The 19,416-nt window shown below is 52.2% G+C and carries 20 protein-coding genes; 12 read left to right on the top strand and 8 right to left on the bottom strand.

All coding sequences use genetic code 11. From position 1 onward, the window contains the following. Nucleotides 1–58 precede the first annotated feature (58 nt). On the top strand, nt 59–886 hold the full coding sequence (locus tag PSCS_RS00190; RefSeq protein WP_229694587.1) for a glutaminyl-peptide cyclotransferase: 828 nt from the start codon (nt 59–61) through the stop codon (nt 884–886). After that, nucleotides 883–1,911: an aminopeptidase gene (locus tag PSCS_RS00185; protein ID WP_068809782.1), complete on the top strand. Its 1,029-nt coding sequence runs from the start codon at nt 883–885 to the stop codon at nt 1,909–1,911. Before PSCS_RS00190 ends, PSCS_RS00185 begins: the two co-directional genes overlap by 4 nt. Here the strand turns inward: PSCS_RS00185 and PSCS_RS00180 are convergent. Then, nucleotides 1,908–2,648, bottom strand: coding sequence for a tetratricopeptide repeat protein (locus PSCS_RS00180; protein WP_068809781.1), 741 nt, complete (start codon nt 2,646–2,648; stop codon nt 1,908–1,910). The genes PSCS_RS00185 and PSCS_RS00180 overlap by 4 nt on opposite strands. 253 nt (nt 2,649–2,901) lie before the next feature. On the opposite strand from PSCS_RS00180, the gene PSCS_RS00175 reads away from it, so the two are divergent. Genes PSCS_RS00175 through PSCS_RS00165 form a run of 3 tightly spaced genes read left to right on the top strand, consistent with a single transcriptional unit; the run spans nt 2,902 to nt 4,712 of the window. Next, entirely contained in the window at nt 2,902–4,047 is a 1,146-nt protein-coding gene (locus tag PSCS_RS00175) for a patatin-like phospholipase family protein (protein ID WP_068809780.1), read from the top strand. Next, nucleotides 4,040–4,264, top strand: a complete 225-nt coding sequence (locus PSCS_RS00170) for an NF038104 family lipoprotein (protein WP_068809779.1) — start codon at nt 4,040–4,042, stop codon at nt 4,262–4,264. The genes PSCS_RS00175 and PSCS_RS00170 overlap by 8 nt, the downstream gene beginning before the upstream one ends. 25 nt (nt 4,265–4,289) lie before the next feature. Next, a complete protein-coding gene (locus PSCS_RS00165) occupies nt 4,290–4,712 on the top strand; it encodes a PaaI family thioesterase (protein WP_068809778.1) in 423 nt (140 codons plus the stop codon). 15 nt (nt 4,713–4,727) lie between these two features. Here PSCS_RS00165 and PSCS_RS00160 read toward each other — a convergent pair whose 3' ends face one another. The 3 genes from PSCS_RS00160 to PSCS_RS00150 all read right to left on the bottom strand — a co-directional run bounded on the left by PSCS_RS00160 (nt 4,728) and on the right by PSCS_RS00150 (nt 7,796). Next, a complete protein-coding gene (locus tag PSCS_RS00160) occupies nt 4,728–5,756 on the bottom strand; it encodes an amidohydrolase family protein (RefSeq protein ID WP_068809777.1) in 1,029 nt (342 codons plus the stop codon). A gap of 26 nt (nt 5,757–5,782) precedes the next feature. Further along, nucleotides 5,783–6,058 (bottom strand): PLDc N-terminal domain-containing protein, encoded by a 276-nt coding sequence (locus tag PSCS_RS00155; RefSeq protein WP_068809776.1) that lies wholly within the window; start codon nt 6,056–6,058, stop codon nt 5,783–5,785. Between the two features lie 184 nt (nt 6,059–6,242). Beyond that, nucleotides 6,243–7,796, bottom strand: a complete 1,554-nt coding sequence (locus PSCS_RS00150) for an acetolactate synthase large subunit (protein ID WP_068809775.1) — start codon at nt 7,794–7,796, stop codon at nt 6,243–6,245. A gap of 306 nt (nt 7,797–8,102) precedes the next feature. Between PSCS_RS00150 and PSCS_RS00145 the strand changes: the two genes are divergently transcribed. Next, nucleotides 8,103–9,443 carry a lipoprotein N-acyltransferase Lnb domain-containing protein gene (locus tag PSCS_RS00145; protein ID WP_068809774.1) on the top strand — a complete coding sequence of 447 codons (1,341 nt, stop codon included), beginning with the start codon at nt 8,103–8,105 and terminating at the stop codon, nt 9,441–9,443. Between the two features lie 42 nt (nt 9,444–9,485). On the opposite strand, the gene PSCS_RS00140 is transcribed toward PSCS_RS00145, so the two are convergent. Then, on the bottom strand, nt 9,486–10,283 hold the full coding sequence (locus PSCS_RS00140; RefSeq protein WP_068809773.1) for an undecaprenyl-diphosphate phosphatase: 798 nt from the start codon (nt 10,281–10,283) through the stop codon (nt 9,486–9,488). Nucleotides 10,284–10,517: 234 nt separating this feature from the next. On the opposite strand from PSCS_RS00140, the gene PSCS_RS00135 reads away from it, so the two are divergent. The 4 genes from PSCS_RS00135 (at nt 10,518) to PSCS_RS00120 (ending at nt 14,914) form a co-directional block, all read left to right on the top strand. Further along, a complete protein-coding gene (locus tag PSCS_RS00135) occupies nt 10,518–11,717 on the top strand; it encodes an acyl-CoA dehydrogenase family protein (RefSeq protein WP_068809772.1) in 1,200 nt (399 codons plus the stop codon). Nucleotides 11,718–11,758: 41 nt separating this feature from the next. Continuing rightward, a complete protein-coding gene (locus PSCS_RS00130; protein ID WP_068809771.1) occupies nt 11,759–12,895 on the top strand; it encodes an acyl-CoA dehydrogenase family protein in 1,137 nt (378 codons plus the stop codon). Between the two features lie 221 nt (nt 12,896–13,116). Beyond that, nucleotides 13,117–13,821 carry a histidine phosphatase family protein gene (locus PSCS_RS00125; protein ID WP_068809770.1) on the top strand — a complete coding sequence of 235 codons (705 nt, stop codon included), beginning with the start codon at nt 13,117–13,119 and terminating at the stop codon, nt 13,819–13,821. Between the two features lie 13 nt (nt 13,822–13,834). Further along, complete coding sequence (locus PSCS_RS00120; protein WP_068809769.1) at nt 13,835–14,914, top strand: phosphotransferase family protein; 1,080 nt, start codon at nt 13,835–13,837, stop codon at nt 14,912–14,914. Here PSCS_RS00120 and PSCS_RS00115 read toward each other — a convergent pair. Beyond that, a complete protein-coding gene (locus PSCS_RS00115; protein ID WP_068809768.1) occupies nt 14,895–16,274 on the bottom strand; it encodes an MATE family efflux transporter in 1,380 nt (459 codons plus the stop codon). The genes PSCS_RS00120 and PSCS_RS00115 overlap by 20 nt on opposite strands. 204 nt (nt 16,275–16,478) lie before the next feature. Here PSCS_RS00115 and PSCS_RS16195 point away from each other — a divergent pair, with 204 nt between their 5' ends. Both PSCS_RS16195 and PSCS_RS16190 read left to right on the top strand, forming a co-directional pair. Further along, a complete protein-coding gene (locus PSCS_RS16195; protein ID WP_068809767.1) occupies nt 16,479–17,183 on the top strand; it encodes a fused MFS/spermidine synthase in 705 nt (234 codons plus the stop codon). Then, nucleotides 17,180–18,073: a spermidine synthase gene (locus PSCS_RS16190; RefSeq protein WP_068809766.1), complete on the top strand. Its 894-nt coding sequence runs from the start codon at nt 17,180–17,182 to the stop codon at nt 18,071–18,073. Before PSCS_RS16195 ends, PSCS_RS16190 begins: the two co-directional genes overlap by 4 nt. Here the strand turns inward: PSCS_RS16190 and fnr are convergent. Both fnr and PSCS_RS00095 read right to left on the bottom strand, forming a co-directional pair. Beyond that, on the bottom strand, nt 18,070–18,864 hold the full coding sequence (gene fnr / locus PSCS_RS00100) for a fumarate/nitrate reduction transcriptional regulator Fnr (RefSeq protein ID WP_082866712.1): 795 nt from the start codon (nt 18,862–18,864) through the stop codon (nt 18,070–18,072). The two genes, PSCS_RS16190 and fnr, sit on opposite strands and share 4 nt — an antisense overlap. A gap of 34 nt (nt 18,865–18,898) precedes the next feature. Then, nucleotides 18,899–19,336 (bottom strand): universal stress protein, encoded by a 438-nt coding sequence (locus PSCS_RS00095; protein WP_068809765.1) that lies wholly within the window; start codon nt 19,334–19,336, stop codon nt 18,899–18,901. Nucleotides 19,337–19,416: the final 80 nt, after the last annotated feature.

Raw genomic sequence — 19,416 nt, 5'->3', positions numbered from 1 at the left:
TATGAATCATGTGCGAGCATACAGATGTCAGACGCGAAGTAATAGAAGGTCACAGTGTATGCCGGGCGCGATTGTAAAAGCGCTTTTGTGGATGTTGCCAATGTTGCTTTGTGCAGTGATTGCCCGGGCGCAGAGTGGTGAAAGTTCGGCTGCTGGCACGGCTCCGCGAGCCGAGGTGGCTGTGTACGGGTATGAAGTGGTGGCATCTTATGCTCACAATCCTGCATTCTTCACTCAGGGGTTGCTCTGGCATAAGGGGGAGTTGTATGAAGGCACCGGTCGCTATGGTGAGTCTGCGCTGATGAAACTCGACCTGGATAGTGGTGAGGTGAAGCAGCGTATTCCTTTGTCGGCCCGTTTTTTTGGTGAAGGCATTGCTGTTGCTGGCGAGAGGTTATTCCAGCTGACATGGCGAGAGAATACTATTTTTGAATACGACGTGGCTTCGCTGGAGCGGGTCAACAGTCATTATCTGGCGACCGAGGGTTGGGGCGCTACCTGGGATGGTCAGCACCTGATTGTCAGTGATGGTTCGGATCGGCTGTTCTTCCTTGATCCGGATACCCTGGTGCCGGAGCGGGTTCAACCCGTCAGGCTAAACGGCCAGCCAGTTCGCAATCTCAACGAACTTGAGTTTATTAATGGTGAGGTCTGGGCCAATGTCTGGATGTCTGAGCAAATCGTCACCATCCACCCTGAATCCGGGCAGGTGACCGCCGTCATCGACCTGCGCGGTTTACGTGAAGAGGCTGGCATTCGTCAGCGAGACGGGGTGCTGAACGGCATTGCCTGGGATGAAGATAACAATCGCTTGTTCGTCACCGGAAAACTCTGGCCAAAACTCTTTGAGATTCGCATTCCCGGGATGGATGCTATCGGGCAATGAAGCGACTGTGGGTCATTTTTGCCCTCTTGATGATGAGTGGTTGCCAGACGTTGGGTTATGTCGGTCAGGCGGCACTGGGGCATGCTCGATTGATGGCCAGCAGGGAGCCGATACCGGAGATTCTGGCCAGCCCCACACTCGACCCTCAACTTGCGCAACAACTCCAGGTGGTGTCCCAGGCGCGAGAGTTTGCTGAAGCCAATCTGTTCCTCCCTGCTAATGGCAGTTTTACTTCCTATGTGTCACTTGATCAGCCCTTTCCTGTCTGGAACGTATTTGCCGCGCCGCGCTACTCACTGACGCCGTTGAGCTGGTGTTTTCCCGTTGCAGGTTGCGTGAGCTACCGGGGGTATTTTTCGCAAGAAGCGGCAACCGGTTTTGCCGGGCAACTGGCCAGCGATGGTTATGATGTTTTTGTCGCTGGAGCGGAAGCTTATTCTACACTGGGCTGGTTCAACGATCCGTTAACATCGGCCGTTCTGTGGCGCGATAATAATCAGTTACGTGCCCTGGTGTTTCATGAACTGGTTCATCAGCACTATTATTTACCGGGTGATACTGCTTTTAATGAAAGCCTGGCAAGTTTTATTGAGCAGCAGGGGTTGTACCGATGGCACGAAGCCAGGGGTGAACCTTCGGCGATGACACAGTATCAAGCGCAGGAGCAGCGGCAACGAGAATTCATTGACTTCGTGCTGGGCTACCGGAACCGGTTTGCTGAGATGTACGCCTCTGATGCACCCAGTGCGGCCAGAAAACAGGCGTTGCAGACTGAGATGCGAGAAGAATGGCTAGGTCGGGGCGAATCAGCAGGTTATCAGGGTTTCTTTGCAGGGCCGTTGAATAATGCCCAGCTTTCAACAGTTGGATCTTACTTCGACTGGGTGCCAGCTTTTGAGCAATTGCTGGCCGAGGAAAGTGGCAGTTTAAGACGATTTTATGCGCGTGTGGAGCATCTCATGCGCCTGCCCGATGATAAACGCAGGCAGGCGCTGAATGAGTTGATGCAATTAAAGGCTGATTAGCCGTTACGCACCGGTTCCATGGTGCCGTTGATGCGGGCTTCCAGATTTTGCACCAGCTCACGATAGAACTGCGAGCTTAAATCTATTTCTGCAGCTTTACGGTACAGGGCCAGGGCGTCTTCCAGGCGGTTTTCATCTTCATACAAGCGACCCAGTGTGCGGTACATGAAAGCATTTTGCGGCATCACTTCAACGGCTTTTTCGTAGATCATGATGGCTTTGTCAGTCTCGCCTGCATTGTTATAGGTGTTACCCATAATATGGACCTGGGAGTCGTCCTCAGGGTCGGCATCAATCGCACGCAGGTCATAAGTGATGGCTTCATTGAAGCGCTCGGCCCCACGAAGCAGCTGGCCGGCAGTTTTCAAAGATACCACCAGCGGTGTGGTGACAGGGCCCTGATGTAAATCGATGAACCGGACCAGCATGGGAATCGCTTCCTGGGTATTCTCCTGGGAGAGATAAATATTAGCCAGGTTGCGGTAGGCGTCAGCCAGGTTGGGATCGGCGGCGACTGCCAGTCGATACTCTTCCGCAGCCTCATCAAAACGCTCAAGGTTGCTATAGGTGTTGCCACGCCGATAGTGTCGCTGAGCCAGCTCAGATGAGGTAGAGGCGATCGCCTGTCCTTGCTGCGTGCTTGCCGGCTGTGCCACAGTGATCGGTGTTTGTGCCAGTACAAACACACCTAAAAGGCAGGAAAGCATGATAGGCAGGTTAACTTTTTTTACGTTCACGATCTGTCTCTCTCTGTGCTTGTTGCAAATGATCATTATGCAGTGATGAAAAATAATAGTACTGGTATGTTAACCAGCCTGCGCTATCAGAACTATGTTGAGGCGCAGGTAAGCTGTGATAAATTGTGACAAGGTGTTCGGTGCTCAATATCACTGGTATTGATAGTGTCTGTTGGCATTATGAAGAGAACCGTATTCACAAGACAGCTCATCGACATATGAATGCGATCAGCCGCATTTCGAGGACGTTTAAATGACGCAACCGCTGGTCCCTTTGAGGCACCTGAACATTATGGCAGGCCCGGCTGCCCGCTCTATTCTGGCAGAGCGCGGCCTGAACGCTCGTGATGTGAGCTGGCTGGTGGGTGCCTCGGGTGGACCGAAGTGGTTTGTCTTATATGGTCTGGACCAATACCTGGCCGGCGATTTTTTTCGACATAAGCAGGAGCCATTGCGATTGCTGGGCAGTTCAGCAGGTGCCTGGCGAATGGCCTGTTATGCTCACCCTGAGCCTTTGCAGGCCTTGCAGAGGCTGGCAGAACGATACAGTACCCAGGTTTATTCTGCTCAGCCAAGGGCGAGAGAGATCAGTACAGAGGCACGAAAAATGCTTGCGTATATGCTTAACGGTGAGCCCGGTGCATCAGCGTCATCGCAGTCGCACTTATCCGGTATTGCCTCGAGCATGACCCGTCACAGCCAGCGCCGGCTTTATATCATTGCAGACAGAATGCGAGGCTGGTTGCGTTCAGAGAAGAAGTTACCCCGTAACAGTATGCTGGTCGCGGCGGCACTGGGCAATCTGGCCTCTAGACGAAACCTGCGCTGGTTCTTTGAGCGTGTTGTTTTCCATAGTGCTGCAGATAAAAAGTCGGCGCTGGCACTCACGGATCTGCCTACCCGTTATCAGACATTGCAGCCCGAAACATTGACCTCGGCCCTGATGGCCAGCGGTTCAATTCCTGGTGTCATGGAAGGAGTGCAGGGTGAGGGTGAGTTGCTGGGGCAGGTGCTCAGAGATGGCGGCATGACCGATTATCACTTGAACCTTCCCTATCATACGCAGCAAGGGTTGGTTCTGTATCCGCATTTTTATTCCCGGGTGACGCCCGGCTGGTTTGATCGCTTTACGCCCTGGCGGCATGCGAATCCAGGCTGGTTTGATAATGTGATTTTGCTGGCGCCGAACCGCGATTTTGTCAGTCGTCTGCCTTATGGGAAAATTCCGGATCGGAACGATTTTCGCCGTATGAGTGACGATGATCGTGTAAAGTATTGGCAAAAGTCGCTGGAAGACAGTCAGTGGCTGGCTGATGATCTGGCAACGCTGGTAGACGCTGGCCCTGCAATCAGCCAGTATGTGCAACCTTTTCAAATAACGAGAGCGTCCCATGTTTAACCCGCAATCCCAGTCTGGTCATGTCAAACATCACACCCAACGACCAACTCAATGGCGACTGCTGACATTGCTGTTGCTTATGGGGTTACTACCCGGTTGCCTGGGTACCATTGTTGGCACTGCCGTGGATACGACAATTGAGGTGGCCAAAGTCCCGTTCAAGGTTGGTGGCGCGGTAGTGGATATTGCCGCAGGCGATGACGAGGATGAGGACTGAGAACAAAAATACAGGAGTAGTCTTGATGCCAGATCCTGTGGATTACGGTATAGCGAAGACATTTCAACACTGGCCTGGGGATGAAGCGGAAAATTTCGTCGGCCCCTTTTTCTTTCGGGTTGAAAATGCACATGAAATACAAACTGCCTTTCGTGTGCGACCTGAACACTGCAACTCCCACCTGACAGTGCACGGTGGTATATCTATGATGTTTGCTGATTACACGCTATGCGTCACGGCCATCGGTGGTGGACGCGAAGCGGTAGTGACAGTGAGTTGCAATAATGAGTTTCTGGCACCAGCCAGGGCCGGGGATCTGGTAACGGGAGTGGGTCGAATCATCCGCAAAACCCGGTCACTGGTGTTTGTCCGAGCTGAGCTTCTGGTTGGCGAAGAGGTGATTTTGACCAGTAGTGCGGTATTAAAGCGGGTGACACGTAAAGACTGATTCCTTGCCCAGGCTTCAGTCAATTGCACTCAGCCGGTAAACATTAGCAGCAGTTCCATAAAACAGGGCGTCTTTGTCGGCATTGGAAAAATCAGCGACCAGTCTTTTATAGCCATTCCAAAGCGATCGGTAGCTGATCGAAAGACGGTCTACCGGAAAGTTGCTTTCAAACATGCAGCGTTGCGGGCCAAAGCATTCGATGGCATGCAGGTAATATTTACCTTGTTCGCGAATCAGTTGCGATGCATCAGCAGGAGCATCCTGATGATGCCAGTCAAAGCCGTTATCAGGCATCGCCAGGCCACCCAGTTTCAGGTAGACATTGTCATACTCGGCAAGCTTGGCGATGTCCTGTTGCCAACGGTGGAATATTTGCTGGCGTTGCGAGCGGTAGGCGCCGATCCCCAGAGGCGTACCAAAGTGATCAAGCACCAGTATGGTATCCGGTACAGCTCGAGCCAGACTGATAAAATCAGCCATCTGGTGGTGGTAGTGCCAGGTATCGTAAGTAAGTCCTAACTCTCCCAGCAAGCGCACACCTTTTTGAAAACCTGGCTGGTGGTAAAGATCCGGATCCGCCTGTAACTGTATGACCAGGTTGTCAGGGGTGGGATCATGGGCGCTGGCGAAGCGAACGCCTTTTATCCATTGCCCGGCAATCTCCTGGTGCGCATGTATCAGGTCCAGCAATTGCTCCCGATCGTTACCCAGGCGCAGGTCAACATTGATGACCATGCCGCCAACCGGAGTGTTTCCCGAGTCATGGCTTGAGCGAACAAGGTCGGCTATGACGGTGGTTTCACCCAAAGAGCGGCGCTCCGGTGTGGCCCCTTTGTCATAAAAAGCATGGCATTCAATGAACACAGTCTGCTCAATGCAGTGACCGCTATCAGTGTCCCGCCACAGCTCGGGGAGCAGGTAATCCTGGCCAAAGCGTTTGCGCCACAGGTGATGGTGAGGATCAATAATTCGCCGTTCGGGTTCTACCACTGCTTCGTTTTGCTGATGCAGCCATGAGTCCGGTTTGGCGGTTACTGTCTTCATATACCTCCCTGGCATTTACATTTAACTTACTGATACCAGTAGTCACGCTTTGGTTTGATCGGGGCCAGCAGAAAGTAGAAGATCCAGGCGAACCAGGATAGAAAAATAATGGCCAGAATCCAGACCAGCTTCTCACCGCCGGTGGTTTTATCTGAATTCAGAATAATCAATATTGGCAGCAACCAGATCAGAGCGGCTGCCAACATCACAATTAGTCCGAACCCTAAACCCAGCAGTGGTAATGCCAGGCAAGCCAGCACAATGAAAACAACAATGGTACAAAGGTTTTTGATCAGGTCCATATACAGGTTTCCTTGCATATCAATAATAATGAAACAACGCTGCTTAACTACTTATGTTAAAGCGAAAACCATGCCATAAAAATTATTGTTGTTTTTCAGTAGCTTATTTTTTTGATAAGGCCTCTGATGAGAAAAGGATAACGGCTTTGGCGATTGTTTGGTGAAATTCACCACCTGTGTCCTGCTAACACAGTACCTCAATCAACACCGGGCCCGGGGTCTTCCAGGATTGCTGCAAGGCATCCGCCAGGGACTCGCAGCTGTCCACGGTGATAGCTTCGACTCCAAAGCCGCGGGCCAGGCTGGCCCAATCTATATTCGGGTTGCCAATATCAAACAGGCTTTCCGCGATCGGGCCGACTTCTGTTACGCCTAAGCGTGCATATTCCACATTGAGAATATTGTACTTGCGGTTGGCGAAAATTACTGTCGTTACGTTGAGCTGTTCACGTGCCTGAGTCCACAAGCTCTGAATGGTATACGCTGCGCCACCATCTCCCAACAAGGCCAATACGGGCCGGTCCGGACAGGCGAGTGCAGCACCGGTGGATACCGGGCCGCCTTGGCCGATAGATCCGCCGGTCAGACTTAACCAACTGTGCGGTGCGGCGGACTGACAAACCGGGTGGGCCGCATTCCCCGCGCCGGAATCAGTGGCAACGATCACATTTTCCGGTAGTGAAGCGGCAATCACCTGCAGCATGTGACGTGATTTTAACGGACCGGTTGGCAGGCTCATGTCGCCCAATTCAAATCGGGAGATTGTTGCGTTATCAGCGCCGCTCAGGTCACTGAGTCGCGCCAGTGCATCGACAGCGTCCTCTTCGACACGGGCGAGCGTATGAACCTGACACCCGTCCGGCACCAGCAAACTCGATGAGCCCTGGTAAGCAAAGAAACTTGCGGGTGGTTTGGCGCCGACCAGAACGAGGTGTTTGATACCGGCTAAAGAAGCTTCAACCTGTTCCGGGAAATAGGGCAGCCTTTCCAGCTTGACGCGACCTGCGCCGCCATCGACACGGCCAGGGAAGGTTCCACTCATAATCCGGCAGCCATGCTGTGCAGCAAGCTTGCCGGCAAACTCCAGGGCATCCGCTGACAGGGCCTGTTGTTCCATCAGGAATAATGTGGGTTCACCCAGAGCCAGTACATTTGCAACGTCGCGAATAGCGGCTTCGTCTACAGTGGCACGTTTGGGTATGGCTGGAGGGCTGACTTTGCCTTTGCTCTCACCCCAGGCCGCGTCAGCGCCCAGGATCAGAGTAGATATTTGCCCTTGCGAATCGGGATTGGCGCGCATGCTGGCTGTCCAGGCATTGACACCGTCACCGGCCAGGCTTTGTGCGGTACTGCTGGATTTGATCCAGCAGGAAAAATTTCGTGCCAATGTATCAACGTCAGACGTCAGGGGAGCGTCGTACCCCATATGATAATGAGGATGATTGCCGACCAGGTTGATAATGGGTGAGCCCGCTTTGCGGGCATTGTGCAGGTTGGCGATACCGTTGGCCAGGCCCGGCCCCAGGTGTAGCAATGTGGCTGCTGGTTTGCCTGACATGCGCGCGTAGCCATCAGCGGCACCGGTGCAGACTCCTTCAAACAGGGCGAGTACGCTGCGCATCCGGGGGACCTGGTCCAGGGCCTGGACCAGGTGCATTTCTGACGTTCCCGGATTGGCCAAACACAGCTCCACGCCACAATCGGCCAGTGATTCGATTAACGCCTGTGCACCATTCATGCTTCATCCCCATGTTTGTGATTTTGTGTTTGCCCGGACCTGCCTTGTCAGTCGTTGTGCCCGTGCCTGGACTTTGGTTTATCAGTTTATTGTTTATCATAGGCAGTCAAAATCTTCTGAGCAAGACAGATTGCGAGTGTTCGTTCACTCCTTGCGCTTGAACGAATGTATCACTCTGTTATGATGCTCTTTTATAGCGTCGTCGCCGTTCGGGCCTGCAACGCTTTCAGCAACAACAGAATAGACCTGGCATCCTTGAACTCCTCATTGACTCAATCCGTTACTCATTCAGGTGACGCGACAAGAATGGCCATACCGAAACGTAAGGCCTTGACCAGCCTGGTTCTCAGGCTATTGCTCTGTATTGTATTACTTTTATTGACGGCACCACTGTTACTGGCGCAGCCTGCCCTGTCAGATGCATTGCCGGATGCACCCGAGGTGGAAATGCCTGCCAATATGGAAGGGGTTGAGTTTTACCTCATCACCGTCGATACCGGTAATCATGTCTGGGATAATTTTGGCCATACGGCTCTGCGCGTGGTGGACTCATCTTCTGATACTGACCTGATATTTAACTGGGGTGTGTTTGATACCAGTGGCGGCAATATCCGTTTCGCCAGAAACTTTGTTCGTGGTCAAATGGTGTATCAGCTTGGCGTGGTGCCGCCAGCCTGGGAGTTCAACCGCTATCGACGAGAGCAGCGCACCGTCTGGCAAGACCGGCTGGTGTTAAACAGTCAGCAGAAGGCTCGACTTTATACCCGGCTGGCCTGGAACCTGGGCGCAGAAAATATCGATTACGATTACGATTACTTCTTTGATAACTGCACAACCCGGTTACGTGACTACCTGGATGAGGCGCTTCAGGGAGAGCTCAGTGAAAATAGTGGTTCACTCATGCCGGAAACCTTCCGAGATGAGGTATTTGAACATTATCGCTCCAGGCCAGTGATAGCATTTGGCCTGGATGTCATGATGAGCGAGCGTATTGACCAGCGTATGACGCGCTGGGAGTCGCTGTTTCTACCAGCAAACCTGCGCAGCGAGCTGCAACGCAAAGGGCTGCTGGCAGACCCGGAGACGCTGATGGAGTTCGCGCCACCTGCGGATAAAGTCAATCCATACTGGGTGCTGGCTGGCTTTCTGGTGCCGCTTGTGTTGTTGACGGCATTGGTGCGTCAATCACCTATAGCTGCGTTTGGCAGTCAGCCTGGTTTCTCATTTGCTGTCTCGGGTTTCAGTTATCGGTTGCTGGGATTGCTTGCGTTATGCGTGGTTCTGGTAAGTGGTGGTCTGGGTATGATCATGGCGTTGGGCTGGTGGTTGTCAGGTCATGCTGACCTGCATGGAAATATCAATTTGCTGTTGTTCTGGCCAACGGATTTATTGCTGCTTGGTATGGTGTTTACCTGGTTCTGGAAAGGCCGGGTGAAAGATATGACGCCAGGGCGCCACCAGCTTTGGACATTTTATTTTCTGTTACGCATCCTGAGCCTGCTGGCCTACCTGGTGGTTTGTCTGTTTAATGTGAGTAGTCAGCAGACCAATATGCTGTTGCTTACCGCCTTGCCCACCATGTTACTGTTTTTCCTGCTAACCATGATTTCCGGCATGCGGCCGGTGCGGGGTATGCGCTTTTACTGATTGGCCCGACCGGTGGGCCGTGACGAGTAAACTGGTGGGTCGTTACAAGTAAATCAGCAGGAGAATGATCCCAAGTATCAGCCGGTAGGCAACAAAAGGTTGCATGCCGATGCGCTGGATAAAGGCCAGGAAAAAGTAAATACAGACATAGGCGGTGATTCCCGATAAAACCGTCCCCGCCAGCATGGCCTGCCAATCGAAAGCATTCCCGCTGCCCAGCAACTCGACCGACTCCAGCCCGGTAGCCAGAACAATAACCGGGATGGAAAGCAGGAACGAAAAACGAGCGGCAGCTTCACGGTTGAAACCCAGCAATAGAGCCGCAGTGATAGTGATTCCGGAGCGTGACGTGCCGGGAAATAATGCCAGTGCCTGTGCCAGGCCAATTAAAGCGACATCCCGCCAGTTCAGTTGGTACTCACTACGTTGACCGTGTGGGCGCCAGTCAGCCCAGGCCAGCACAACTCCAAACACGATCAGGCCCGCGGCGAGGTAAAGTGGCGAGCGCATTGTGGTGGATATCCAGTCGTTCAGCAGAAGCCCTGCCAGACCAACCGGAATGGTAGCCAAACCAACGCCCCAGGCCAGGCGAGCATCGTCATCCAGTTTCCGGAAACGAATCGAATTCAGCCAGCTCACCACCATCGCTGACAGTGCGGAGCGAAAGTACCAGATAACTGCCAACAGACTCCCGAAGTGCAATGCCACATCAAAGGCGAGCCCCTGATCATCCCAGTCAGTCAGGGCGGGCACAAGGATCAGGTGGGCTGAGCTGGAGATGGGAAGGAACTCAGTCAGCCCCTGAATCAGGGAGAGAACAACTATTTGCAACCAGTCCATCGCGATAAAAGTCCATGTATCTCAGGCCATGAGGTGGCAGGCATTATCAGGTATCGGGCTGACAGGGGCAAGCTGACTATTCGTTCCCGGCAGGATAGAGCGCAGGTTTGAATTTTATAGAACAACTGCTCGAAAATGATTCTCAAGGTAAAATAAAAGTGATAAAGTCCCTGAAATCAGAGCCGAATAGCGATGACCCGCATAGTGTTAGCAGGTCCTAGCAGGAGAACAAAAGTGAACGCCGATTTTACCGCCGAAGAACTCACCTTTCAGAAGGACGTAAAAGCCTTTCTCGAATCTGAATTTCCATCTGATATCAAGCACAAGGTCGACAATGGCATTGCGCTGGAAAAGGATGACTACGTCCGCTGGCAGAAAATTCTGAACAACAAAGGCTGGGCTGCGCCCAACTGGCCGGTTGAATATGGTGGTACTGGCTGGACGCCGACTCAGAAGTATATTTTTGCCATGGAAATGGGCCTGTACGGAGCCATGGAGCCAGTTGCGTTTGGCATGAAAATGGTTGCTCCGGTCATTTACTCCTTTGGCAGTGAAGAGCAAAAACAGCGTTTTTTGCCTGATATCCTGGCCAGTAATGTCTGGTGGTGTCAGGGCTACTCGGAACCCAATGCCGGTTCTGATCTGGCGTCACTGAAAACCACGGCTGTTCGGGATGGTGATCATTATGTAGTCAACGGCACAAAAACCTGGACGACTCTGGGACAACATGCCGACTGGATATTCTGCCTGGTGCGAACAGACTCCACCGTGAAAAAACAGGAAGGCATCAGTTTCCTGTTGATTGATATGAAAACCCCGGGAATCACTGTCTCTCCGATTGTCCTGCTTGATGGTGAGCCGGAAGTGAACGAGGTGCATTTTGATGATGTGCGCGTACCGGCAGAGAACCTGATTGGTGAAGAGAACAAAGGCTGGACATACGCCAAGGTATTGTTGACTCATGAACGGACCAATATTGCGCAGGTGCCTAACTCCAAACTGCGTCTGCGTCGTTTACGTAAAATAGCCAGCGAAACAGCTGATGGCTTCGGTGGAAACTTGCTGGATGATCCTGTCTTTGCCGGCAAGCTGGCCGAAGTGGAAATTCAGATTACGGCGTTGGAATTTGCCGAACTGCGAACCCTGGCGGCAGTGAGTGTGGGTAAAGCACCTGGCCCTGAATCATCTATCCTGAAAGTTGTTGGTACCGAGGCTTCCCAGTTCATCGATGAGCTGTATATGGAAGTCGCGGCATACCACAGCATGCCTCATGTTAAAGATCAGTTCACAGAGGGTTTCTCGGGTGAACATGTCGGCACGGGTTCATTGGCAGCAAGCGCGGATAAATATTTCAATCACCGAAAAAAGTCGATTTACGGTGGTTCCAATGAGGTTCAGAAAAATATTATCAGTAAAGCGGTGCTGGGCCTTTAAGGGCTGGTCGGTTGAATTGAACAGATTGCGAGGACAAGAAAGTGGATTTTTCTTACAGTGAAGAGCAGCAGATGCTGCAGGACAGTGTCCAGAAATTTGTGGCCAGCCAGTACGACTTTGAAACCCGTTGCAAGGTTTTAGAGAAAGAAGGTGGCTATGACAAAGCTAACTGGGAGCTGTTTGCAGAACTGGGTTGGTTGACTGTGCCATTCAGAGAAGAAGATGGCGGTTTCAGTGGTTCTGCTGTTGACCTGATGGTCGTAATGGAAGAGTTCGGGCGCGGACTGGTAGTTGAACCCTTCCTTGCCACAGCGGTGCTCGCTGGCGGCTTGATTTCAGCACTGGGATCAGATGCACAAAAGAGCGAACTGCTTGCGACGATCATGGAGGGTAAAGCACAGTTGGCAACAGCTTACGCTGAACCAGACAGCCGTTATAACCTGGCCTCGGTAAAAACGACAGCAGTCAGGCAGGGTGAAGAGTTTGTGCTCAATGGCGACAAGGTGGTTGTGCTCAATGCACCTAACGCTGCACAAATAATTGTGACTGCCAGAACATCGGGTGAATCCGGTGACCGGGACGGCATATCTGCATTCCTGGTGGATAGCCAGGCTGCCGGAGTGACGTTACGAAGTTATGCGACGGTAGACGGACAACAGGCCGCCGAAGTTCACCTGAAGGACGTAAAAGTGACTTCCGCCAACCTGCTGGGTGAGGAAGGAAAGGCGCTACCTGCGCTGGAACAGACAATAGACCAGGCAACCGTTGCCATTTGCTCGGAAGCTGTTGGGGCAATGGACAGTCTGCTGAGCAAAACTGTGGAATATGCCAAAACGCGCAAGCAGTTTGGTGTGCCAATTGGCACATTCCAGGCATTGCAGCACCGCATGGCAGAAATGTTTATTGACTGTCAGTTAGCACGCTCTATTGTGATCATGGCAGCGATGAAGCTGGACAGTAATGAGTCTGCAGAACAAAAAGCCAAAGCGGTTTCGGCAGCGAAGAGCCAGGTTGGCCGTGCCATTCGTAAAGTGGGGCAGGAAGCCGTGCAAATCCACGGCGGTATTGCTGTGACTGATGAGCTTGATGTCGGACATTATTTTAAGCGTGTCACTGCTATCGAGCACCAGTTTGGTACCACCGATTACCATACACGACGATATGCAAGATTAGCCTGATACCTGCACAGCGCAGGTAATGACAGTGCTAAGGGGGGGATAACGGGGCCTGGGCCCCGTTTCTTTTTATCCTTTTGCTTTGTCATATTCTGTATGCATAATGACACGGGCCTAGTGACAGAGGCCTGGTGACAAAGACCTAGTGGACAAGGGGCCTGGCAGTAAGGGCTTCGTGAAAGCAACAATAACATCAGCAAAGGATTGCGGGAGGAAGTAAGTTTGTGAGTGAACTGATTCTGGTTCGGCACGGTCAAGCCTCGTTCGGGCAAGACAATTACGATAAATTAAGCGAACAAGGGTGTCAGCAAGTTACCTGCCTTGCCAAACACTGGGAAAAACTGGGTGATCGCTTTGATGCTATCTACAGCGGCACACTCCAGCGCCAACAGGAAACTGCTGAAATTTTACTCCCCAATATAGCCGACCAGATTACCCACATCCATCCGGGTCTTAACGAATATAACGCTGATGCGTTGCTGAATATCTATTGGCGAGACCATGCTGCCAATGATGGTATGGCGCAGGAACGAGCCTCTGTCAGGAATGACAGGAAAGCCTTTCAGCGCACGCTTGAAAAGACCTGTGAGCGCTGGATTAAAGGCAAGTTGGAAGCAAACGACTCCGACACCACGTTTGAATCATGGAGGACATATCGCTATCGCGTCATGTCTGCACTCGAAGAGATCATGCAAACGCATACCAGCGGCAGCCGTGTGGTTCTCTCAACCTCGGGTGGTGTTATTGCCGTGGCATTGCAACGCGCTCTATCCTTGCCTGATGAGCAGGTCATTGCCTGTAACTGGATGATTCATAACAGCTCGGTGACACGTCTGGTTTACTCTGGTAGTCGTGTTTCCATGGGCGCATTCAATAACCTGGCGCATCTGGATACCCCGCAGCTGCGTTCGTTGATCACGTTCCGTTAAGGAGACTTCCCTTATGAGCAAGCAAGAAGCCTTAATCGATAAACCTCAACAGGTAAGGGAAGGTGAGTTGCCTGATATGGATCGATTACGCAGCTACCTTCAGCCTGTGCTGGGTAGTGCGGCGGACGACCTTGAGATTAAACAGTTTCCCGGTGGCTATTCCAATCTGACCTACTTGCTGAGCAGTGGTGATGAAAAGTGGGTTATGCGGCGCCCCCCGTTTGGCAGTAAAGTAAAGTCAGCTCATGACATGGGTCGCGAGTACAAAGTACTCAGCGCCCTGGACGGGATATTCCCCTATGCGCCGCAACCTGTGCATTTTTGCCAGGATCATGACGTGATGGGGTGTGACTTTTACCTGATGTCCTATATTGAGGGGTTGGTGATTCGCAAACAGTATCCGGATGGAATGAACCTCTCACCGGAAGAAGTCAGGCAACAGTTCTTTACCTTGTTTGATGTGCTCGGAGAGCTGCATTCAGTGGATCTTGTAAAAGCCGGGCTCACAGATTTTGGTCGTCCTGCGGGGTATGTGACCCGGCAGGTTGAAGGCTGGAGCAAGCGTTATCGGGCAGCCATGACTGATGATGCTGCCGATTTTGATCCCGTCATGGAGTGGTTGCTGAATAAAATGCCTGGCGAGAGCGGTGTGGTGGGAATCATCCACAATGATTACAAAATGGATAATGTCATTTGGTCTCCTGATGACCCAATGAAACTGATTGGTGTGCTCGACTGGGAAATGACAACGGTGGGTGACCCGCTGATGGATCTGGGATGCACACTGGGGTACTGGGCAGAAGCAGGAGACCCGGACTATTTCCGTCAGTTCAGAAACATGCCCAGCGACGCAAAGGGCGCTCCGACCCGCGAAGAAATTGTAGCGCGTTTCAGTCAGCAGACTGGCATCGACGTCAACAATATCGACTTCTATTTCTGCTTCGGTCTGTTTCGCCTCGCGGTCATTGGGCAGCAGATTTATTATCGCTACGTTCAGGGACTGACCAAAGATACCCGCTTTGCTGCATTGATCGACAAGACTTACAGTTTGCGCAAAATGTGTGAGCGAGTGATCACTCAGTCGTCGCTGTAATATTGGTGGTCGGTTTCGGCGGGGCAGACATGGCTGTTTTCCATTTTCCTCGCCGGAATGTGCGGATATACAGGCTGCACTTTATTACGTAATCGGCGATCAGGGCTGCGTAGACCCAATACACGTTCAGCCCCAACGCAAAAAAGATACCCGTTAGCAGAACCCGGCCAAACAGGAACCCTGAAAAGGAGATCTTCGCTGGCGCTTTGGTATCACCTGCACCTCTCAAAGCCCCTCCCAGCGTAAACTCAATGGCCATTAATGGCTGAACGATTGCGACCATAATGGTCAATGCCGTCAGGTAATCCAGTACCTGGCTGTCGCTAATGAAGAAGCTGCCAATCGTTCTGGCATTCAGCCCGATGGTCAGTCCGATAGCCGCCATAATGACGAAAGCAATGCGCAAGTTGCGCCAGGCAGCTTTTTCAGCTTCCTCGGGCTGACCGGCACCAAGGTTCTGACCGGCCATGGTTGCTGTCGCGATGGCGAAACCGACACCAATCACGATAGAGGCCGAGAGTATGTTCACGCCGATGCCATAGGCGGTAAAGGCTTCTGTGCCGAACAGGGAGACAACCCACATAAAAGAAATGATCGAGAAATTCTGAATGCCTTGCTCGATGCCGGCAGGGACTGCAATTCTGACCAGGCGCCGGACTCGCTCAACACTCCAGAAAGCCTGAGGCAGGGGTTTTAGCAGTAAATGCTGACGTTTCCACAGCAGCATGAAAATGATTGCCACCAGCATGTAGGAAATGCCGGTAGCGATGGCCGCACCCAGTATGCCAAGTGACGGCATACCCATATAGCCGTAGACCAGGGCATAGGCCAATGCGACATTGATGACATTACCAACTGCTGCGATCAGCACAGGTGTCATGGCATCTCCAGCGGCCCTTAAGCCAGCACTGATGACGGCCAGGAAGGAAAAGAAGACATTGAAGTAGATGAGTACCTTCAGATAGGTAGCGGCTTCCTGCAAGGTGTCTCCACTGAGTCCGAAAATGGCAACTAATGGCGTGGCCAGCCACTGTATGGCAACACAGAGCAGCAAAGACACAGCGGCACATAACGTAGCTGAGAGTTTTACCGCCCTGTCAGCTTCCTCTGGCGTCTGCGCTCCCCAGGCATAGGCCACCATTGTTGTGGTACCCGCGGTGATGGCGATGATCACCAGTTGCACCGCCATGTAGATTCGGTCAGCGGCGATAACCGCCGTAACAGCCTCTGCGCCAAGTGCCGAGACAATTTTGATGGCTGCCAGGTGAACCAGGGACAGTAGCAGGTTCCCGACGATAGTCGGGCCGGCGAGCTTGAGCAGGCTAAGGCGTTTAGGAGGCTGAGCAAGAGAAGTTGCCATGCAATTTCCGGTAGCAATCAAGATCAAAGAAGTGCCAGTGAGTTGAGGCGTCTCAGTATTTCGCTTTTTGTTATGGCTGCGTTGACTCAAAACTGGCGGGACAGGAAGGGCGATGAGAATACCCCTGTTGACAGGATTTGGCAAATATTCGGAGCGCTGTGATACTCTTGTCGCACTTTCACGACAGATGGCCGGGAGGCTACCTTGCAGAACGAATACCAATCCTTATCGCCAACAGCAGCAAAACGCTGGATCATCCTGCTGGCTGCATTCGTCAACGGTTTTGTCATCATGTCGATTGAGCTGCTGGGCGGGCGCGTTATGGCGCCGTATTTTGGTAGCAGCGTTTATGTCTGGGGCAGCATCATTACGGTGTTTATGCTTTCCCTGTCTTTTGGTTACCTCTGGGGCGGCAGACTGTCGCTGAATAACCCAGGTCCCAGGACTTTCGTGTTGTTCTTTTTTGGCTCAGCTGTCTTATGTCTGCCTATCATTTTCTTTGCTGATCCGTTGATGACGGAAGTCTTTCTGGTGATAGAGGATCCGCGCTACGGTTCTTTGCTTTCCGCCATTCTGCTGTACTTTCTGCCTATTTGTCTAATGGGCATGGTATCGCCTTACTCCGTCAGGATGCTGGTTGCCAGGCAGTCACACAGTGGTGGTATAGCCGGTGAACTCTACTTTGTGTCGACATTGGGCAGTGCCCTCGGTACCTTGGGAACGTCATTTTATTTTGTCGTCTGGTTTGAGATTAACCAGATAATCTGGGTATGTATTCTGGCGCAGTTATTGTCGGGGACGGTGGTAGCCATTGCCTTTCGAGAACAGCTTGGCTCCGGAAAAGACAAAGATACAACAGCGCCAGCGCCTGCTTCAGCAGCGGTTGACGCACGTGGAGGTCATTCATGAGGTTCGCCACATGGCTAATTAGTTTGCTGCTTGTGACCACTGGTACTCAGCAGGCAAGTGCACAACGAAATGTCGTGCATGAAGAAAGGTCCCAGTACCGGGATGTCGTAGTGACCGAATTCAACGGTCAGCGCTGCATGCTTTTCAATGTTGTTCGGGGAGATATGAATCAGACCTGCATGGACTTGAGTGATCCCGAGCGGTTGATATTTACCTATACCAAGATGAGTTTTGCCGGTTTGCTGTTCAATCCGCAGCCTGAGCGTATCCTCATTGCCGGTCTGGGGGGCGGCACTATCCCGATGACGCTGAGAGAGTTATACCCGGACGCCGAGATGGATGTGGTTGAAATTGACCCAGCGGTAGTGACTGTTGCCAAAGACTGGTTCAACTATCAGGAAGACGACAAACATGAGGTGCATGTTGTTGATGCGCGGGTATTTATTAAGCGTGCCGGGCTTCGGGGTGTGAAATACGATTTCATCATGCTGGATGCGTTTTCAGGAGAGTACATCCCTGAGCATCTGCTGAGTCGGGAATTTTTGCAGGAAGTGAAAACATTGCTTACCGACGATGGCATACTGGTGGCGAATACGTTTTCATCCAGCCGTTTGTACGATCACGAGTCAGTCACCTATCGCGATGTATTTGGGCCATTTTATAACTTCAAACTACCCGATAGTGGTAACCGCATCATTCTGGCCACGCCGGGTGATACATTGCCGCATGTCGGCGATTTGCGGGCCCCGGCCAGGGATTTGTATGACCGGCTCGAACCTTACGGTATCAACATACTTGAGTTTCCGCCCCGGCTCAGTGATGAACCTGACTGGGACACAGAGGCGCGAGTGCTGACAGATCAGTACTCCCCAGCCAATTTGTTGAACTAGGACTCACCCACAATCGCCTTCAATCGTGCCATGTCCAGGATGTCGATTTCCCGGTTGCGGACATTGATCAGGCCTTTTTTCTGCATGGCTGAGAAAATCCGGCTGACGGTTTCCAGTGTCAGTCCCAGATATTCGCCAATGTCACTGCGGGTCATATGCAGAATGAAGCGGTCAGGTGACAGCTGACATCTTGCGTAGCGGGCTGAAAGGCTGAGCAGAAACGATGATAGCCGCTGCTCTGCTGAATAGCTGCTCAGCAGGGTGTGGATATGTTGATCTTTGACAATCTCATTACCCATGATGGCAATGAAACGGCTTTGCAGGTTAGTCAGTTGCTGCCCCAGCTTTTCCAGCTGTGAAAATGGAATCTCACACACTGATGCATGCTCCAGAGCAACCGTGGAGACACTATGGTGGCGATCAGCGATACCATCCATCCCCATGATTTCCCCTGGCATGTAAAACCCGGTAACACGGCTTTGGCCATCAGGGCCAAGGACGTAGGACTTGAAACTGCCGGTTCGGATCGCAAAGATGGAGCGGAAGTTATCTTTCTGGCGATAGAGGTGCTCCCCTTTGCGCATCGGGCGGCTACGTTCAATGATGTCATCAAGCTGGCGAATCTCACCCTTGTTCAGGGAAATGGGCAGGCACAGATCACTCAGGCGGCAACCACTGCAGCTGATGGCCGGGTTTTGCGGACAGGGGCGAACTGCTTCGCCGCTTTTATCTTCTGTACCAGGAGACGCAGCAAGAATGTCTGTGTGATCGCGATATGCCTGATGAGTCATTTAATAGTTTCCGGTATTCGTATCTGGTGAAGGGTTATTCGTCACCAACTCGTACTGTCATGATATCGCAAGTTGCGCCGTGCAACACCTTGTTGGCTGTTGATCCGAGCAGTAGTTTCCAGCCAGAGCGGCCGTGACTGCCGATCACGATCAGGTCAGATTCCAGCTCCTCAGCCTTATTTCTGACTTCTGCCGCCGCAGCTCCTGCCAGCACCAGTTGGTGGTCTTCCGGAATATTGAACTTGCTGGCAATATTGCCAAGCCGCTCGGCAGCGATTGCCATAGCTTCTTCCTGAAGCTTGGTCATGTTAATTGCGTAGGCATCAATCGGGTACGCAGCAGCGACAGGCTCGACAACGTGTGACAGCCAAATGCGTGCTGTGTCGCTCCCTGCCAGGGCAAGTGCTTTCTCTATGACCTTGTCAGACTCATTGGATAAATCTACTGCGACCAAAATGGTTTTGTAAGCCATGGTAAAGCCTCCGAATGGTATTAGACACCTGTGATTTCAGTGTAACCGAGACAGGTATAAATGAGAAGCGACCAGAGAGA

The organism is Pseudohongiella nitratireducens (assembly GCF_001642735.1).
Lineage (GTDB): Bacteria > Pseudomonadota > Gammaproteobacteria > Pseudomonadales > Pseudohongiellaceae > Pseudohongiella > Pseudohongiella nitratireducens.
Note: the sequence above shows the minus strand (reverse complement) of the source record. Positions and strands in the feature narration are given on the sequence as shown.

Bases quoted from the DNA above. Each gene is read 5' to 3' on its own strand.
- PSCS_RS00190 (WP_229694587.1), top strand. From the start codon at position 59: ATGCCGGGCGCGATTGTAAAAGCGCTTTTGTGGATGTTGCCAATGTTG.
- PSCS_RS00185 (WP_068809782.1), top strand. From the start codon at position 883: ATGAAGCGACTGTGGGTCATTTTTGCCCTCTTGATGATGAGTGGTTGC.
- PSCS_RS00175 (WP_068809780.1), top strand. From the start codon at position 2,902: ATGACGCAACCGCTGGTCCCTTTGAGGCACCTGAACATTATGGCAGGC.
- PSCS_RS00170 (WP_068809779.1), top strand. From the start codon at position 4,040: ATGTTTAACCCGCAATCCCAGTCTGGTCATGTCAAACATCACACCCAA.
- PSCS_RS00165 (WP_068809778.1), top strand. From the start codon at position 4,290: ATGCCAGATCCTGTGGATTACGGTATAGCGAAGACATTTCAACACTGG.
- PSCS_RS00160 (WP_068809777.1), bottom strand. From the start codon at position 5,756: ATGAAGACAGTAACCGCCAAACCGGACTCATGGCTGCATCAGCAAAAC.
- PSCS_RS00155 (WP_068809776.1), bottom strand. From the start codon at position 6,058: ATGGACCTGATCAAAAACCTTTGTACCATTGTTGTTTTCATTGTGCTG.
- PSCS_RS00150 (WP_068809775.1), bottom strand. From the start codon at position 7,796: ATGAATGGTGCACAGGCGTTAATCGAATCACTGGCCGATTGTGGCGTG.
- PSCS_RS00145 (WP_068809774.1), top strand. From the start codon at position 8,103: ATGGCCATACCGAAACGTAAGGCCTTGACCAGCCTGGTTCTCAGGCTA.
- PSCS_RS00140 (WP_068809773.1), bottom strand. From the start codon at position 10,283: ATGGACTGGTTGCAAATAGTTGTTCTCTCCCTGATTCAGGGGCTGACT.
- PSCS_RS00120 (WP_068809769.1), top strand. From the start codon at position 13,835: ATGAGCAAGCAAGAAGCCTTAATCGATAAACCTCAACAGGTAAGGGAA.
- PSCS_RS00115 (WP_068809768.1), bottom strand. From the start codon at position 16,274: ATGGCAACTTCTCTTGCTCAGCCTCCTAAACGCCTTAGCCTGCTCAAG.
- PSCS_RS16190 (WP_068809766.1), top strand. From the start codon at position 17,180: ATGAGGTTCGCCACATGGCTAATTAGTTTGCTGCTTGTGACCACTGGT.
- fnr (WP_082866712.1), bottom strand. From the start codon at position 18,864: ATGACTCATCAGGCATATCGCGATCACACAGACATTCTTGCTGCGTCT.
- PSCS_RS00095 (WP_068809765.1), bottom strand. From the start codon at position 19,336: ATGGCTTACAAAACCATTTTGGTCGCAGTAGATTTATCCAATGAGTCT.